Origin of the sequence: Sphingomonas sp. CFBP8993 (genome assembly GCF_034044895.1) — a bacterium.
GTDB lineage: Bacteria > Pseudomonadota > Alphaproteobacteria > Sphingomonadales > Sphingomonadaceae > Sphingomonas.
The window spans coordinates 25,551-39,646 of the sequence record NZ_JAXCWU010000010.1 but is presented as its reverse complement, the minus strand read 5'-3'; the positions used below and the strand labels follow the sequence as shown (position 1 = coordinate 39,646).

Annotated in this window: 17 protein-coding genes and 1 tRNA gene; 9 read left to right on the top strand and 9 right to left on the bottom strand. The window is 67.5% G+C overall.

From position 1 onward, the window contains the following. Positions 1 to 13: 13 nt before the first annotated feature. Genes SOM26_RS16900 through SOM26_RS16890 form a run of 3 tightly spaced genes read right to left on the bottom strand, consistent with a single transcriptional unit; the run spans position 14 to position 1,322 of the window. Positions 14 to 577, bottom strand: coding sequence for an RNA polymerase sigma factor (locus tag SOM26_RS16900; protein ID WP_320453885.1), 564 nt, complete (start codon positions 575 to 577; stop codon positions 14 to 16). 8 nt (positions 578 to 585) lie between these two features. Beyond that, positions 586 to 1,020, bottom strand: coding sequence for a periplasmic heavy metal sensor (locus SOM26_RS16895; protein WP_320453884.1), 435 nt, complete (start codon positions 1,018 to 1,020; stop codon positions 586 to 588). Between the two features lie 5 nt (positions 1,021 to 1,025). Next, a complete protein-coding gene (locus SOM26_RS16890) occupies positions 1,026 to 1,322 on the bottom strand; it encodes a hypothetical protein (protein WP_320453883.1) in 297 nt (98 codons plus the stop codon). Between the two features lie 58 nt (positions 1,323 to 1,380). Between SOM26_RS16890 and SOM26_RS16885 the strand changes: the two genes are divergently transcribed. The 5 genes from SOM26_RS16885 to SOM26_RS16865 are packed head-to-tail and all read left to right on the top strand — an operon-like array spanning position 1,381 to position 5,018. Further along, positions 1,381 to 1,782, top strand: coding sequence for a DUF6508 domain-containing protein (locus SOM26_RS16885; RefSeq protein WP_320453882.1), 402 nt, complete (start codon positions 1,381 to 1,383; stop codon positions 1,780 to 1,782). A 60-nt stretch (positions 1,783 to 1,842) separates the two neighbouring features. Then, positions 1,843 to 2,166, top strand: a complete 324-nt coding sequence (locus SOM26_RS16880) for a helix-turn-helix domain-containing protein (RefSeq protein ID WP_320453881.1) — start codon at positions 1,843 to 1,845, stop codon at positions 2,164 to 2,166. Beyond that, positions 2,163 to 3,407 (top strand): type II toxin-antitoxin system HipA family toxin, encoded by a 1,245-nt coding sequence (locus SOM26_RS16875; RefSeq protein WP_320453880.1) that lies wholly within the window; start codon positions 2,163 to 2,165, stop codon positions 3,405 to 3,407. Before SOM26_RS16880 ends, SOM26_RS16875 begins: the two co-directional genes overlap by 4 nt. Positions 3,408 to 3,456: 49 nt before the next feature. Continuing rightward, complete coding sequence (locus SOM26_RS16870) at positions 3,457 to 3,870, top strand: hypothetical protein (RefSeq protein WP_320453879.1); 414 nt, start codon at positions 3,457 to 3,459, stop codon at positions 3,868 to 3,870. Positions 3,871 to 3,878: 8 nt separating this feature from the next. Beyond that, complete coding sequence (locus SOM26_RS16865; protein WP_320453878.1) at positions 3,879 to 5,018, top strand: hypothetical protein; 1,140 nt, start codon at positions 3,879 to 3,881, stop codon at positions 5,016 to 5,018. 193 nt (positions 5,019 to 5,211) lie between these two features. On the opposite strand, the gene SOM26_RS16860 is transcribed toward SOM26_RS16865, so the two are convergent. After that, a tRNA-Val gene (locus tag SOM26_RS16860) sits at positions 5,212 to 5,286 on the bottom strand. A gap of 44 nt (positions 5,287 to 5,330) precedes the next feature. Continuing rightward, a complete protein-coding gene (gene cpdR / locus SOM26_RS16855) occupies positions 5,331 to 5,708 on the bottom strand; it encodes a cell cycle two-component system response regulator CpdR (protein WP_320453877.1) in 378 nt (125 codons plus the stop codon). Positions 5,709 to 5,817: 109 nt separating this feature from the next. On the opposite strand from cpdR, the gene SOM26_RS16850 reads away from it, so the two are divergent. Then, positions 5,818 to 6,666 (top strand): N-formylglutamate amidohydrolase, encoded by an 849-nt coding sequence (locus SOM26_RS16850; protein WP_320453876.1) that lies wholly within the window; start codon positions 5,818 to 5,820, stop codon positions 6,664 to 6,666. Positions 6,667 to 7,321: 655 nt separating this feature from the next. On the opposite strand, the gene SOM26_RS16845 is transcribed toward SOM26_RS16850, so the two are convergent. The 3 genes from SOM26_RS16845 to SOM26_RS16835 all read right to left on the bottom strand — a co-directional run bounded on the left by SOM26_RS16845 (position 7,322) and on the right by SOM26_RS16835 (position 10,140). After that, positions 7,322 to 7,861 carry a cytochrome b gene (locus SOM26_RS16845; protein WP_320453875.1) on the bottom strand — a complete coding sequence of 180 codons (540 nt, stop codon included), beginning with the start codon at positions 7,859 to 7,861 and terminating at the stop codon, positions 7,322 to 7,324. Positions 7,862 to 7,865: 4 nt separating this feature from the next. Next, entirely contained in the window at positions 7,866 to 8,639 is a 774-nt protein-coding gene (locus tag SOM26_RS16840) for a SapC family protein (RefSeq protein WP_320453874.1), read from the bottom strand. Between the two features lie 76 nt (positions 8,640 to 8,715). Further along, positions 8,716 to 10,140 (bottom strand): FAD-binding oxidoreductase, encoded by a 1,425-nt coding sequence (locus SOM26_RS16835; protein WP_320453873.1) that lies wholly within the window; start codon positions 10,138 to 10,140, stop codon positions 8,716 to 8,718. A gap of 67 nt (positions 10,141 to 10,207) precedes the next feature. Here SOM26_RS16835 and SOM26_RS16830 point away from each other — a divergent pair, with 67 nt between their 5' ends. From SOM26_RS16830 to SOM26_RS16820, 3 genes are all read left to right on the top strand, one after another. Further along, positions 10,208 to 10,651 carry a hypothetical protein gene (locus SOM26_RS16830; protein WP_320453872.1) on the top strand — a complete coding sequence of 148 codons (444 nt, stop codon included), beginning with the start codon at positions 10,208 to 10,210 and terminating at the stop codon, positions 10,649 to 10,651. A gap of 220 nt (positions 10,652 to 10,871) precedes the next feature. Next, positions 10,872 to 12,362: a DEAD/DEAH box helicase gene (locus SOM26_RS16825; protein WP_320453871.1), complete on the top strand. Its 1,491-nt coding sequence runs from the start codon at positions 10,872 to 10,874 to the stop codon at positions 12,360 to 12,362. An 8-nt stretch (positions 12,363 to 12,370) separates the two neighbouring features. Beyond that, positions 12,371 to 12,592 carry a DUF1289 domain-containing protein gene (locus tag SOM26_RS16820; protein WP_320453870.1) on the top strand — a complete coding sequence of 74 codons (222 nt, stop codon included), beginning with the start codon at positions 12,371 to 12,373 and terminating at the stop codon, positions 12,590 to 12,592. A 474-nt stretch (positions 12,593 to 13,066) separates the two neighbouring features. On the opposite strand, the gene SOM26_RS16815 is transcribed toward SOM26_RS16820, so the two are convergent. Next, the gene (locus SOM26_RS16815; protein WP_320453869.1) at positions 13,067 to 13,795 is read right to left on the bottom strand and encodes an enoyl-CoA hydratase/isomerase family protein; all 729 of its coding nucleotides are present in this window, start codon (positions 13,793 to 13,795) and stop codon (positions 13,067 to 13,069) included. Positions 13,796 to 14,096 lie beyond the last annotated feature (301 nt).

Genomic DNA, 14,096 nt, shown 5'->3' with positions numbered 1-14,096 from the left:
GAAGCGCCTCCCCTCACCCCGTTCGTTCGCGCAGCGCGGCGCGGGCCCGGCGGATGCGCAGTTCGACCGCCTTGGCGCTCAGCCCCAGCGCCTCGCCCGCCTCGGCCTGGCTCAGCCCCTCGACCGCGCACAGCAACAGCGGCGCGCGCAGGGCGTCGGGCAGCGCGTCGAGCGCGGCCAGCGTCCGGACCAGCGAATCGCGCTCGATCGCCGCCGCCTCCGCATCGATCCGGTCATCGGCCACCGCCTCGACCGCCTCGACCGGCAGGACGCGCGACAGCATCGCCCGCACCCGCCGCCGCCGCGCCCAGTCCCGGCACTTGTTGAGCGCGATACGGCTGAGCCAGGCGCGAAAGGAGCGCGCCGCATCGAACCGCGCCAGCGCACCATGCGCCGCGACGAAGCTCTCCTGGACCAGGTCCAGCGCCTCGTCGGCATCGCGGACATGCGCCAGGATCAGGCGGTACAGCGCCGCCTTGTGCCGGGTGACAAGCGCGGCATAGGCACCCGGCCGCTCGCCCAGCGCCAGCGCGACCAGATCGCCATCGGCCAGTCCCGCCAGGTCGCGGTCGCCCACGCGCCCGCTTAACCCGCCGTATCGGTCAGCTTGGCCACCACCAGCCGGTCGAAGGTCGCCGCCTGATCGGGGCGAAGCTGGGCGCGCATCGCAAAGACATGCGCCAGCGTCGCCTTTTGCAGGTCGCCCATCGACCGATGCACCGCGTCGATCGCCTGGGCGACGCGCGGGCCGTCGCGATGCTCGGCCTCGATCGCGGCGGCCAGCCGGGCATTGTCCGCCCGCAACCGCGCCTGAAGCCCCGCGCGCGTGACCGCGAACCGCGCCTCCAGCTGGTCGAGTGCACCCTTCTGCCGCGCGTCGAGCGCGATCTCCCGGTGGACCAGCGCGTGCAGATCGCTAGGCGGCGGCGCGGCGGGCATCATCAACCGACATCCGACCCAGACCCCCGCCAGCGCCGCGACAAAGGCGATGACCATGATCAGCAAATGGCGGCGCAACACCCCGCTCACCGGCCGAGCAGCAGGGTGGAGGGCGCAAGGCCGGTTTCCAGCCCGCTATCGAGGGCCGCGACCATAACCGGCGGACGCTCGCGCGCTTCGATCCGGCCCGCCATCACGCCGCCTCCGGCCACCCCCAGCAGCAGCGCCGCCCCGCCCGCCAGCACCAGGCCGCCGGAAAATCCCGTGTCGGCGCGGTCCGGAGCCGCGATCGCGGCGGCGATACGTCGCTCCACATCGTCCAGCGCCGCCGGGGTCGCATGGTGGGCCAGTCGGGCAAGGTCGCGGTCGAGTGGGTCCGTCATGATATAGCCATTACGCAAAAACGATGCCCGCCCCTCATGGCGCGGTTAGGATCAGCATATGGACATCGCCACGCTTCGCAACATCGCCGCCTTCGCCCCCGTCCTGGCCGATCCCGCTTTCGTGGCCGGCGAATGGACCAAGCCGGAATGCTCGGCCGAGGGAGTCATCACCATGGCCTGGTTCCGGCTCTCCGAGCTCGCCTCCGCCTTCGTCGCGGTAATCGCGTCCGAGGATGTCGCGGCTCCCTATCACCGCCCGGTAACGGACGCGGCGCGCGCGACATTGCTACGCCTGACCCAGGATCCCTCCGCGATCGCCAATGCGACGGCCGACCAGATCGGCTGGGTCCTGACCTATCTGCTGCGCGCCGACCGTTTCGTCGAGGGATCGCTGGGCCACGCCTTCGACACCGGCCTGATGCTGGCAATCGCCCGGCGGGCTGCCGTGCTGACACAATAGAACCGTCCGTATATGGCCTCTAAAATTGCCAAAATGGTAATTACGGTCCATATACGGACGATGATGTACGCGCCGAGCGAGATTTCCGCCGAAATCGGCCAGAAGGTCAAGCGCCGCCGACTGGCGATGAACCTGACACAGGTCGATGCCGCATCTCGCGCCGGCGTCTCCTATCGAACTTGGCGGCGCCTTGAGGCCGAGGGCAAGGCGTCGATCGACGATCTCGTCCGCGCGGCCGTGGCGCTGCGGTGCGAGCAGGATCTGTTCGTCCTCTTTCCGGAGCCGGTGGCCAGTTCGATGGATGCCCTGCTGGAGCAAAACCGGATGACCGAACGCACCGCCCCGAAGCGCCGCCGCCTTGCAGTGTCGAGGATCCCATCGTGAAGCTGAGGCCGGGGACACCGCTGGGGCTCGCGCTGGCGTTCGACGATACCATGCCCGCTGCGCCAGCCGGCCGGGTCGTAATGGCCGGTGGCGTCGCCCAGCTCGAATGGTCGCCCGACGTGATCCGCAGCGGCTTGCCCGTCGCCCCGCTGCTCTATCCTCCCGAACCGGGCTTGCACGCCGCGCGGAGCCGGTCGTTCGGCGGGCTGCACGGCTTCCTGGCGGACAGCCTGCCCGATGCCTGGGGACGGCTGCTGCTGCGGCGTCGCCTCGCCAGGATCGACGTCCAGTTCGACACGCTGAACCCCGTCGATAAGCTGGCAATCATCGGCGCCGGTGGCCGTGGCGCGCTGGTCTATCAGCCAGCCACCACGCCTGACGAAGCGATCGGGACGATCGACCTCGATGCCTTGGCCGAGGAATCACGGTTGCTCCTCGCGGGAGACGAGGGCGCGCTGGTCGACACGCTGGCGGCGCTGGGGGGCGCCTCGGGCGGCGCTCGTCCCAAGGTTCATGTCGGCTTCGCCCCCGACGGTGCGATCAGCGTCGGCGAGGCCGCGGACGGCCATGACGCCTGGATCGTCAAGTTCCGCGCGACCGGCGATCCCGTCGATATCGGCCCGGTCGAGGAAGCCTATGCGCGCATGGCCCGGACCGCCGGACTGACGATCGCGGAATCCTGCGTTCTGCCCGAGCGCGATGGACCGGGCTATTTCGCGACGCGCCGCTTCGATCGACCGGCCCCCGGGCGCCGGCTGCACATGGTATCCCTCGCCGGGGCAGCGGAAGCCCCGTCCGAGATGCCGAGCCTCGACTATGACGGATTCCTGCGTGCGACCATGGCGATCACCCGCCATGCCGGCGACGTCGAACAAGCGTTCCGCCGCATGGTCTTCAACGTCCTGGCGCATAATCGCGACGACCATACCCGTCAGCATAGCTATCTGATGGGACCGAGCGGTGAGTGGCGCCTCGCCCCGGCCTATGATCTGACCTTCTCGGTCGGCCCGGGCGGCGAACACTATCTCGCTGTCGAAGGCGAAGGCCGCACCCCAACCCGCGCCCACGTCCTCGCGCTGGGCCGCCGCCATGGCCTGTCGGATCGCGTCATCGCGCAGATCATCGACCGAACGCGCGGCGCGCTGGCCGAATGGCCGGTCATCGCCGCCGATGTCGGCGTCACTGTCTCGCGACGCGAGATCGCGGATCGCCTGAAGGTCACCGACGACCACTTCGGGTGAGAAGAAGGCCCTGCACGTGGGGGGTTACCCACGTCAGGAAGGAAAAGACATGATGAGCATCGACGCGGACGCCGGCGGCACCGTCGCGATGACGCCGGGGACCGGCCCGATCCTCCCCCAGGACATGATCGACGCGGCAACCGCCGACGCCATCCTGCGGCTCGACCGCAAGATCGCCCGTGCGATCCAGACGGACCGGGGCATCAACCTCAAGTCGGAGGATCTCGACCTCCTCACCCTGGTGGGTGCAGTGAACCTGCTTGGAAAGGCGCGAAGCGAAATCCTGAAGGAAAAAGCGCAGTGCCGGCACCGAAAGTTTTCTACCGCCGGGGTGAATTCCACCTCGATCACCTCCGGGGCAAGGGCGGCGAGGTCGTCAGCCCGAACCTCTACATCTGCTGGTACGACCCGACCTCCGGCCGAATGCAGCGACGCAGCACGGGCACGGCTGATCTTTGCGTAGCAACCGAGGTGCTCGACCGTCACTATCTGGCGTTCCACCAGCCTGCCGATGACGACAAGGCGTCCTACACGGTCCATCAGGCGATGACGGACTATTGGACGCTGCACGGCGCCGGTCAGGTCAGCGCCGACGCGATCCGTGCCCGGCTGAAACTGGTGAACCGGTTCATCGATCATGAAATCGCGATCGGTGTACTGCGTGAACCCGTGCTGCCGACGGTGCTGGACGTCGAATGGCTGACGCGATTCCGAAAGTGGGGGACCGAGATCGATCCCGTGACCCAGCGGCGGCGTGACCCGGAGACCGGCGATTGGACCATATCGACCCGCAAACGGGCGAGGTCGACGGTCGAGGAGAGCATCATCCAGCTGAAGGCAGCCTTGCGGTTCAACGTGAAACGTATGGAGGCGGTGCCCGAACTGAAACACCTGCCTCGCGCCGCCGTGACGCCGGAGCGCAACTTCCGCCTCTCGCTCGAGCAGATCGCCGAGATGCTCGACTATACGGCGGAAGGAGACCCGGAGCTCAGCCCGGCGCATCCGGCACGACTGATGCCACTGCGCCGCTACCTGATCGGTGCGATCTGCACGCTAGCGCGGCCGGACGCGCTCTACGATATCTCGGTGCGGCCCAACCGACAGCAATGGCACCGCGACGCTGGCGTGCTCGACCTCAACCCGGCGGGGCGGATCCAGACGCGCAAAAACCGGCCTGCGCTCTCCGTCACATCGCTCTTGGCGAACTGGCTGGAGGCGACGGACGACCGGCTGGTCTGTCACGAGAGCGTGGCAGAGGAGGATGAGGACCGTTGGGTGGTTCAGCGACCCGTGGCGGACGTCAAAAAGGCGTGGAGCGTCATGGCAAGGCGGTTCGGGGTGCCGATCGGCTTCGGCCCCAAGCTGATGCGCCACAGCATGGCGACCCTGATCGCGCAGCGCGGCGTCTCGCAGCAGGAGATCCCGCTGGCGCTCGGCCATGTGGTGCTGCCCACATCGACGCGGCGCTACGTGATCTTCAGCCCGGCTTATCTCTCCGAGACCCGACAGGGGCTGGAGGACATTGCGTCCGAGCTGGCGCGGAAGATGGCGACGCCGCTTCACGCAAAACCCACGCAAGTCGGTCCCGATGGACGGCGGCGGCAGGTATGATGGCCAGTCGTTTTGACGCGATCGCTGCCGCTCCCAATCCGCTGGCGCAGCCGCCCTAGTGCCCTCGAGGCCCCCGTGAGCCCGAATGTTCCACTCGGCATGACACGCAAAAGGCACGCAAAACCGTGACGCGCAACTCGGGGGCCTGAAAACCAAAAACCCCGCTAAGCCGTTGGCCTAGCGGGGTTTTCGATGGTGGGCGTGGCAAGGATTGAACTTGCGACCCCTGCGATGTCAACACAGTGCTCTACCACTGAGCTACACGCCCGCCGGAGGCCGGGCAATTAGCAGTTTGGACGGGTCTGGCAAGCCCTAAATCGCGCCATCGACCGAATCCGGCAAAAAAAGTCGATCCACCTCCATCACCAGGTCGCGCAGGTGGAAGGGCTTGGACAGCACGCGGGCGTTGGGCACCGCCTGTCCTGCCTTCAGCGTGACGGCGGCGAAGCCGGTGATGAACATCACGCGCAGGTCGGGCACCATCGCGGCGGCGCGCTGGGCCAGTTCGATGCCGTCCATCTCGGGCATGACGATATCGGTGAGCAACAGGTCGAAGCGTTCGCTCTCCAGGAGCGGGATCGCCGCCGTGCCCCGGTCGACCGCCGACACCCGGTAACCCGACCGCGTCAGCGCCCGTGTGAGATATTCGCGCATGACCTCGTCGTCTTCGGCCAGCAGGATATGAAACATTGTTTGATCCCGATTCATCGTTCGGTCCGGTGTACCGGCGGGGCCGTTAAGAATTCCAGACCAGAAGCGCGACTTCCCTCGCCCTTTCGGTCGGATTAGGGTCGGTCGCATGGCTCACCCGAACCCCGGCGCGTCCTTCTACAGCCTCGATGGCGACGGGCCGGTCGTGATCTCGGTCCCGCATGGCGGGCGTGCCTATCCCACTGGCATGACGGACGATCTGCGCGTGCCGCTGTCGGCGGTCATGACGCTGGAGGACCGGCTGGTCGATCTGGTCGCAGAGGGCGCGCGCACCGCCCAGCCGATGCTGGTGCAGACCGTGCCGCGCGCGTGGATCGACCTGAACCGCGACGAGCGCGAGCGTGACGCCTTGATCGACGAAGGGGCCCGGATGGCGCCACGCTCCTCCGCCAAGCTGCGCAGCGGGTTGGGCCTCGTGCCGCGCCGGGTGGCGGGGCATGGCGATATCTGGAACCGGCGGTTCAGCGATGCCGAGATGCTCGCCCGGATCGCGGCCGACCACCGCCCCTATCATCAGGCGCTGGCGGAACGGCTGGCCGAGGCGCGCGCGCGATACGGCCTAGCGGTGTTGCTGGACCTGCATTCCATGCCGCCACTGGGCGCACCGGGGGTCGTGCCCCGGCTGGTGATCGGCGACCGCCACGGCACCACCGCCGCGACCCGCTTCGTCCGCCGCATCGAGACGGAAGTACGCGCCAGCGGTTTCGCGGTCACGCGCAACGCGCCCTATGCCGGGGGTCATATCGTCGAGCGGCAGGGCGATCCCCGGCGCGGCATCCACGCGGTCCAACTGGAACTCGACCGTTCGCTCTATCTCGATGCCGCGCTGGAAGCGCCGGGGCCCGGCTTCGACGCGACCGTGCTGCTCGTCCGTCGCATCCTGTCGGCACTGGCCGCCGAAGCGCTGGGCCAGGCCCACGCACTCGCCGCCGAATAAAAAACCACCTCGCGCAAGGGGGAGAGCGCGAGGTGGCCAAGGTTCAGGGAGGAAACACGCTGAAAGCGTGTCGCACGACACCGCGAAAGGGGGGGACACGATGTCGTACTGGTATAAATAGGAAAGGGCCTATTTGGTTCAACCCTCCGCCCCACAATTCGTCATTTTTTCGTAACGGGTGGTGGCGGGACGGCTGAGCGCCCTTCGGCAGGGCCTGTGGCGATGGGCTGGTTCGCTCCACACGACAACCGATTGCGATGGCCCGGTTGGAATACTGGCGATCTTCGCGCTCGTATTATTCTGCAACGCCGCGATGTCTGTAGGCCAGTGGCTCCTGCACCTTCTGGACGTTTCTGATGCGGACGACTGGTCGTTCCTGCTGATACTTCCGACCGTGACTGCCGGATGGATCATCGCAGAGCGTCATAGCTAGGATTGACCGACGTTCAGGCCGGGACACCCCTCCGTCAGGCCTTCGGCCTGCCACCTCCCCTTGCAGGGGAGGAATAAAATGAAGGTCGACCGACCTTGGGCAGTCAAGTCCCAAGCGCACGAATCGCTGCTCTCCACCCATTCCGGCCGTCCGCGCCGATTCCGCAGCGCCAGTCCATCACCGGGGCAATCGGGAGTTCGTAAGGGAGTCCTGCGAACGCGCTCAGCGTGCGCGAAAACCCATCCGCGCGAGCAGGCCATCGCGTAGCAGGAAATGATGGCGCAACGCCGCCGCGACGTGGATCACGACCAGCGCCAGCATGACCCAGCCAAGAATCTCATGCGCTTCGTGCCCGAACCGGCCGGCGGCCTTGCCGATCGGCAGGGGCGGCACGTCGAACAGGCCGAACCAGCTGACGGGACGTGGCACGTCGCGGCCCGATCCCATCGCCCAGCCGGTCATCGGCATGACGATCATCAAGGCGTAAAGCATGGCATGAAGCGCATGGGCGCTGCTACGGGCCCAGGCCGGGACTTCGGCGGGAAGCGGCGGCGGGCGGTGCCCCAGACGCCAGACGATCCGCGCGGCGGTCAGCGCCAGCACGGTCAGGCCGATCGATTTGTGCAGCGGGATGGTTCCGGGCAACAGGCTCTCATGGAGCAGCCCGATGGCCAGATTGGCGACGACCAGGGCCGCGATCGTCCAGTGAAAGACGATCGCGACCTGGCTGTAGCGCGGACCGGAGGCAGCCTGCCCGCGCATCACATCAGCCGAGCGGCTGGAGCTGGGGCTGCGGCATCTTGCCCTGCTGCGCCTGGCGCGCGAAGATGTCGCGCATCAGCGAGAGCGAGAAGAGATGCGCATAGAGCAGCGGGAGCATGCCCGACTGGCTCATCTTGCGCAGCTGGTCGCCACGCAGGTCGACGAGCTTTTCCTCGTTGATCATCTGGAAACCGCGATAGATGAAGGGCTGGTCCGCGCCTTCCGGCTGGATCGAGACTTCGCCGTCCATCAGCAGGCCCATCTCGGCCAGCTCGGTCATGAAGTTCTGGGTGCGGGCACCGGCCTGTTCGAACGATTCGTTGAACTGCAGGATGTTCTTGGTCAGCTCGCTCGGCTGGTTGCCATCGAACAGCGCCTCGCCATCGTCGAACGCGCCGATCGTCGGCGAGGTCGGGTCGAAGCACAGAGAGAGCTCTTCGGCCTCGGGGCGAAGCTTGGCCAGCATGTACGGATAGCGGCGGATATAGGCGGGGACGTAGAAGTTCGTCTCGCTCAGGCGGCCCTCGTCGTCGACGAAGACGTTCACACCCTCGTTCAGGCCCATCAGCGCCAGCGGGATCGGCTGGTCGCCGACCGAGAAGACGATCGGCATGAAACGCTGGACCAGCGGGAATTCATCGACGGTCACGGGGATCGCGTGCTGCCCGACCAGGAACGGTGCCGTCTCCTGCGGACGGACCTTGTAATTGGCATGAGCCTCGCTCGAAAGCGGCTCCAGGCCGTTGTAGAAAAGCGGAAGGGACGGCGCGCTCGCCATGATGTTCTCCAAAAAACCGGAACCATGCGAGCCCCCCGGCCGCATGTTCTGGCCACGTGTCTATGGGCCTAGCGCGTCATGCGCAAGCGACGAGCTTTCCCGGATTGAACAGACCGTGCGGATCGAGCGCCGTCTTGATGGCGCGGATCGCCGCGACCCGCTCCGGGGACAGGCGGGCGAGTTCGTCGCGCTTCATCTGGCCGATGCCGTGCTCGGCCGAAATGGTGCCGCCCGCCGCCATGACCAGGTCGTGGACGAAGCGCGTGATGACGCCCGCCTCCTCGGCATAGAAACGGTCGCGATCGGTGCCGGGGGCGGCGCGGACGTGGAAATGGATATTGCCGTCGCCCAGATGCCCGAAGCCGGAGGCATGGGTGCCGGGGAAGCGCGCGTCGCAGGTTGCCGCCGCCTCGACCATGAAGCGCGGCATCGCATCGACCGGCACCGCGATATCGTGCTGCACCGCCGGGCCCAGTGCGCGCTCGGCATCTGACAGCGAATGGCGAAGCAGCCAGAACGCCTCGCTCTGCGCCTGCGACGCGGCGATCACCGCATCGGCGACGACCCCGTCCTCGATCGCGCGGGCCAGTTGCGCCTCCAGCATCGCGGCCGGGTCCGCCTGCGGATCGCCGGTCACCGCCTCGATCAGGATGTGCCAGGGATGCGTGCCCTCCAGCGGGCGACGCGCGCCGGGCAGGTGCGCGATCGCGGCGGCCAGGCTTTCGGCGGGCATGATCTCGAAACTCTCGATCATGTCGCTTGCCGCCTGCAACCGGCGCAGCAGCGTTAGCCCCGCCGCCGGATCGGACAGCCCGACCCAGGCGGTGGCCGACCGCGCGATGCCCGGCGCCAGCCGCAGCGCGGCGGCGGTGACGATGCCCAGCGTCCCTTCCGCGCCGATCAGCAACTGGCCCAGATCGTAGCCGCGATTGTCCTTCTTCAACGCCGACAGCCCGTCATGGAGCGTGCCGTCGGGCAGCACCGCTTCGACCCCCAGGGTCAGCCCGCGCATCGTGCCGAAGCGCAGCACCTGCGTGCCGCCCGCATTGGTCGAGACGAGCCCGCCGACCGTCGCATTGCCCTTTGCCCCCAGGGTCAGCGGAAAGCGCGCCCCCTCCCCCTCGGCGGCATCCTGAAGATCGGCGAGAATCACGCCCGCCTCGGCCACGACCATCGCCGCATCCGATTCGATTCGCCGGATGCGGTTCATCCGCCGCGTCGACAGGATCAGCGCCGAGCCATCCCCGGGCGGCGTCGCCCCCCCGACCATCGAGCTGTTGCCCCCCTGCGGCACCAGCGGCACCCGGTGCTCCGCCGCTGCGCGCAGCACCGCCTGGACCTGACCCGTGTCGGCGGGCGCCAGGATTGCGGGCGCACGGCCCGAAAAGCGCCGTCGCCAGTCGATTTCCCATGGCGCGATCAGCGCGGGGTCGGTGACGATGCCCTTGTCACCCAGAATGGGCCGAAGCGCGTCCAGCAAGGCGGTCTGTGCGGGGTTCATGACCGGGTCGACTAGGCCAGGTTCATAAAGCGTTCAATCATCGGCGCTATGATGGGAACCCGCTGACATGCTGCGCCGCCATCGAAACCTTGCCGCCATCGCCCTGATGACGCTGACGTCGCCCGCCCTGCTGGGCGCGGCGGATCCGATTCCGATGGTTCGCCATACCCAGGTCATCGTGCGCGAGCATGTCGTGATCCGCGTTCCCCGGTCCGTGCCGCTGCCCGCGCCGACGCGCTGGCGCGAACGCAAAGGGCCGCGCTGCATCCCGGCGCAGCAACTGGCGGGCGCGCTGCCCGCCGAGGAGGGCGCGGTCGATATCGTGCTTGCCGGCGGCAAGCGGGTCCGCGCCCGGCTGGCCCGGGCGTGTCGGCAGATCGACTATTATTCCAGCTTCTATATCCGCCCCGGCCTGGACGGACAGATCTGCGCCCAGCGCGACCCGATCCGCACGCGCGCGGGCCGCACCTGCGAGATCGAACGGTTCCGGTCGCTGGTCCCCGCCCGCTGACAGTCCAGCCGGTGTGTCAATAGCATCTCGACTTCTCCGCAAGCACCCTCCTCCCGCAAGCGGGAGGGGCGCAAACAGGTGACACGGCCTGAAACGGCCCCGCCCGCTACCTCCTTCCATATGTGGAAAACTTGACATTCGCCGCCAAATCCGCAAGCGGCATAGGTTGCTGGGCGCGTGCGGGGCGATTCCCATTCCGCACCAAATTCCGGAAAATTGCATGAGCTTTGCCGATCTCGGCCTCTCCGACGAACTTCTCAAGGCGGTCAACGACGCCGGCTATACCGAGCCGACGCCGATTCAGGCCTCCGCCATTCCTTCCGTGCTGATGATGCGCGACATCATCGGCATCGCCCAGACGGGCACGGGCAAGACCGCTGCCTTCGTGCTGCCGATGATCGACGTCCTGGCGCATGGCCGCAGCCGCGCACGGATGCCACGCAGCCTGATCCTGGAGCCGACGCGCGAACTGGCCGCACAGGTCGCCGAGAATTTCGAGAAGTACGGCGCGGGTCAAAAGCTCTCCATGGCGCTGCTGATCGGCGGCGTCTCGATGGGCGACCAGATCAAGGCGCTGGAAAAGGGCGTCGACGTGCTGATCGCCACTCCGGGCCGGTTGATGGACCTGTTCCAGCGCGGCAACATCCTGCTGACCGGCTGCTCGCTGCTCGTCATCGACGAGGCGGACCGGATGCTCGACATGGGGTTCATCCCCGATATCGAGGAAATCTGCACCAAGCTGCCGACGCAGCGCCAGACCCTGCTGTTTTCCGCGACCATGCCGCCGCCGATCAAGAAGCTGGCCGACAAGTTCCTGCAGAACCCCAAGACGATCGAGGTCGCACGTCCCGCCTCGACCAACATCAACATCGCCCAGTTCGTGGTGCCGGTCGCGCCCCAGTCGTTCGAGAAGCGCAAGCGGCTGCGCCAGTTGCTGGCGCTGGAGGAGGTTCGCAACGCGATCATCTTCTGCAACCGCAAGACGACGGTGCGCGAACTGAACAAGTCGCTCAAGCAGCACGGCTTCCGCTCGGGCGAGATCCACGGCGACATGGAACAGCCGCAGCGCCTGGCCGAGTTGGAGCTGTTCAAGCGTGGCGACATCAACATCCTGGTCGCCTCGGACGTCGCGGCACGCGGGCTGGACATCAAGGGCGTCAGCCATGTGTTCAACTTCGACGCGCCCTGGCACCCGGACGATTATGTCCACCGCATCGGCCGTACCGGCCGTGGCGGCGCGACGGGCATCGCCTATACCTTCGTCACCCCCGATGATGCCGAGAATCTCGAGAATATCGAGAAGCTGACCGGCCAGAAGATCGACCGCCTCGAATTGCCCGCCCCGGCCGAAGAGGAGCGCCCCGCCCGCCGCACGCGCCGCGACCGCACTCCACGCGCGGCGGAAGCCGAGGTCGAGACGACGCCGACCCCGATCGAAGAGGTCGAGGAAGCACCCCGCACCCACGCGCCCCGTGCGCGTCGCGAAGAGACCCGGAGCGAAGAGCCCCGTCGCGAGGAGGCTCGCCGCGAGCAGTCCCGCTTCGCGGAGCCGCGCCCCTCCCGCGCCGACGAGCCGCGTCGCGAACAGGGCCGTGACCAGAATCGCGACCGCGGTCGCGATCGTCGTCGTGGCCAGTCCGACGAACTGCCCGATGATGGCGGCTGGAACGGCCCGATCCCGGACTTCCTGAAAGTCTCGTTCGGCATCTGACGCCCGTCATGTCGCTCGACATCATCAGCTTCGTCGAACCGCAACCGGCCAGCCTCGCCAGCCCGTGTGTCCTTGTGTGCACGATGGACAAGGCCACCGGCTGGTGCCTGGGCTGCGCCCGCACGATCCGCGAGATTTCGAACTGGAGCAGCAAGCCCGCCGAAGAACGCCGCACGATCCTGGCGGCACTCCCGGCGCGGCAGGCCGAGTTGGCCGCCCGCGAGAAATAAGGGCGAATTCTGCGCGGGCCTGAGCTGGCGGCAGAGTGTCGCCGCTGAGGAAGGCGGCCCCCCTGAAGTTTGATCCAGCCAAGCTGAAGCACCACCCTGGCGGAGGCCGGGGTCAAGTTGGGGGTGCGGTTGCGATGATCCAGTGCGCTTCGTCGCTGAAGCCTTCGCAACTGGCCCCCGGCCTTCGCCGGGGTGGCAGGGCAATAGGTCAGGGCAGGTGGATCAAACTCTAGCCGCACGGATTGGGCGTGGCCTTCGACGTCGCTCAGGCCGAACGGAGTTGGGCGCCGGTGTCGATGGCGTCCGACGGACAGTGGCATTCGGCGAAAAGCGCGCAGGTTCAGCACCCATTCCCACCCTCCGTTCGGCCTGAGCGAAGTCGAAGGCCAAGGGTCAACGTCACCCCGGGGATAGCGCCGCCTTACCCCACCGATGCAGGCTTCACTCACATCCAGCGAGCGTTCCAGCCGTCCCCTACCGCCCCACAAACCTACCGGGCCGCCGCTCGGTCACCGCGCGGACTCCTTCGGCGAAATCCTCGGTCCGCATCAACACCGCCTGTTCGGCCAGTTCGTGATCGGTCGCCGCCTCGACCAGCGCACGCAGGTCGCCGCGCAACGTCCGGCGGGTGGCGGTCACGGCCAGCGGCGCGGCGCCTGCGATTTCATGCGCCAGAGACAGCGCGGTCGCCTCCAGCGCGTCGGCCGACACCAGCTGGTCGACCAGCCCCCAGCGCTCCGCCTCTTCGCCCCGGATGCGCCGCCCGGTCAGCAGCATCAACGCGGCGCGCTGACGCCCGATCACCCGCTCCAGCACGGCCGAAATGCCGAAACCGGGATGCAGCCCGAGCTGCACGAAGTTCGCCACGAAGCGCGCATCGGGCGTCGCGATGCGAAAGTCGGCAACGAGCGCCAGCCCCAGGCCCGCCCCCACCGCCGCACCCTGTACCGCCGCGACCACCGGGGTCTGCACGCCGAACAGACGTGCCGCTGCCATGTAGAAGGGACTGCGGGCGCCCGGCGGCAACGGATCGGCGACTGGATTGGCATGGACCAGATCCGCCCCTGCGCAGAACACCCGACCTTCGGACCGAAGCAGGATCGCACGTACCGCAGGATCGGCATCCGCATCGTCGAACGCATCCGCCAGAATCGAAATGGTTCCCGTACCCAGATGATTATTCGGCGGATTCCGTAGCGTCATGATCGCAACCGGGCCGTCGTGATGTATTTCCACTGTCATGCCGCCTTCTTAGACCGGCTATGCTACGGCTGACCAGCCGCCATACCCGTTGCTCGAAAGACACAGGCCGCCAACAAGCGTGCGGCCCTAGGAACGGATGCTTGAGTCTCCCCCGTGCGACACTGTAAGCGGCTGCCATGTCATAATCACCGACCGGACACAGGACGGGGCATGACATCGGGTACGGGCTATCGTTCCGTGTCGGGAGAGGATGCCGGGCGGCCCGGAGGCGGGCCGCCCCATTCCTCCCATCCGCGCCTTC